Annotated in this window: 1 pseudogene; it reads right to left on the bottom strand. The window is 58.1% G+C overall.

The features are described 5' to 3' along the window. Positions 1-207 precede the first annotated feature (207 nt). A pseudogene (locus F7R02_RS25780) lies at positions 208-507 on the bottom strand (integrase core domain-containing protein); the annotation flags it as partial. Between the last annotated feature and the right edge of the window lie 126 nt (positions 508-633).

Here is a 633-nt window from a genome sequence, read left to right on the forward strand (position 1 = left end):
GCTGGCTGGCCTGCTCAACCGCGCCACGCTTGAACTCGGCAGTGAACTTCCTGCGCTTTGACATGAACACTCCTCATGGCCTTGATCGGCCTTCTTGTAAGTGTCCGTGAAAACGGGGGTGAACCCGTTCCACGGATCACAGGCGCACGCTCCCCATAGCAGGCAGTAACTGCTTTCGCTTCATCCACAGTGTCGACTCCACTTAATTCAGTGCCAGCCAAAACTAGAGGTCTGCGGTTGATGTTGATCACGGAACTCGGCGGGCGTTAGCCCGCCCAGGCTGTCGTGGGGGATCTGCTGGTTGTAGTCGGCCAGCCAGTATTCGGTTTGTTCGCGAACCTCGCTCAGCGTGCGGAAGATATGCATGTCAAGCACGCCGCGCCGATAGCTGCCGTTGAAGCGTTCGATAAAACCGTTTTGCATTGGACGCCCCGGCTCGATGAAGTCCAAGGCGATGCCCTTGCGCTCGGCCCACTCGGCCAAGGCCAATGCGACAAACTCCGGGCCGTAAGCTCCCCCGATCCGCAGACACCGCATAAGTAGATCTTTCTGGCATCTTTCCCAAGTCAGGAGGTTCCATGCGCACATCGAAGTTCACCGAGACACAGATCATCGCCACGCTGAAGCAGGCCG

It is taken from the genome of Xanthomonas cissicola (genome assembly GCF_008801575.1).
Lineage (GTDB): Bacteria > Pseudomonadota > Gammaproteobacteria > Xanthomonadales > Xanthomonadaceae > Xanthomonas > Xanthomonas cissicola.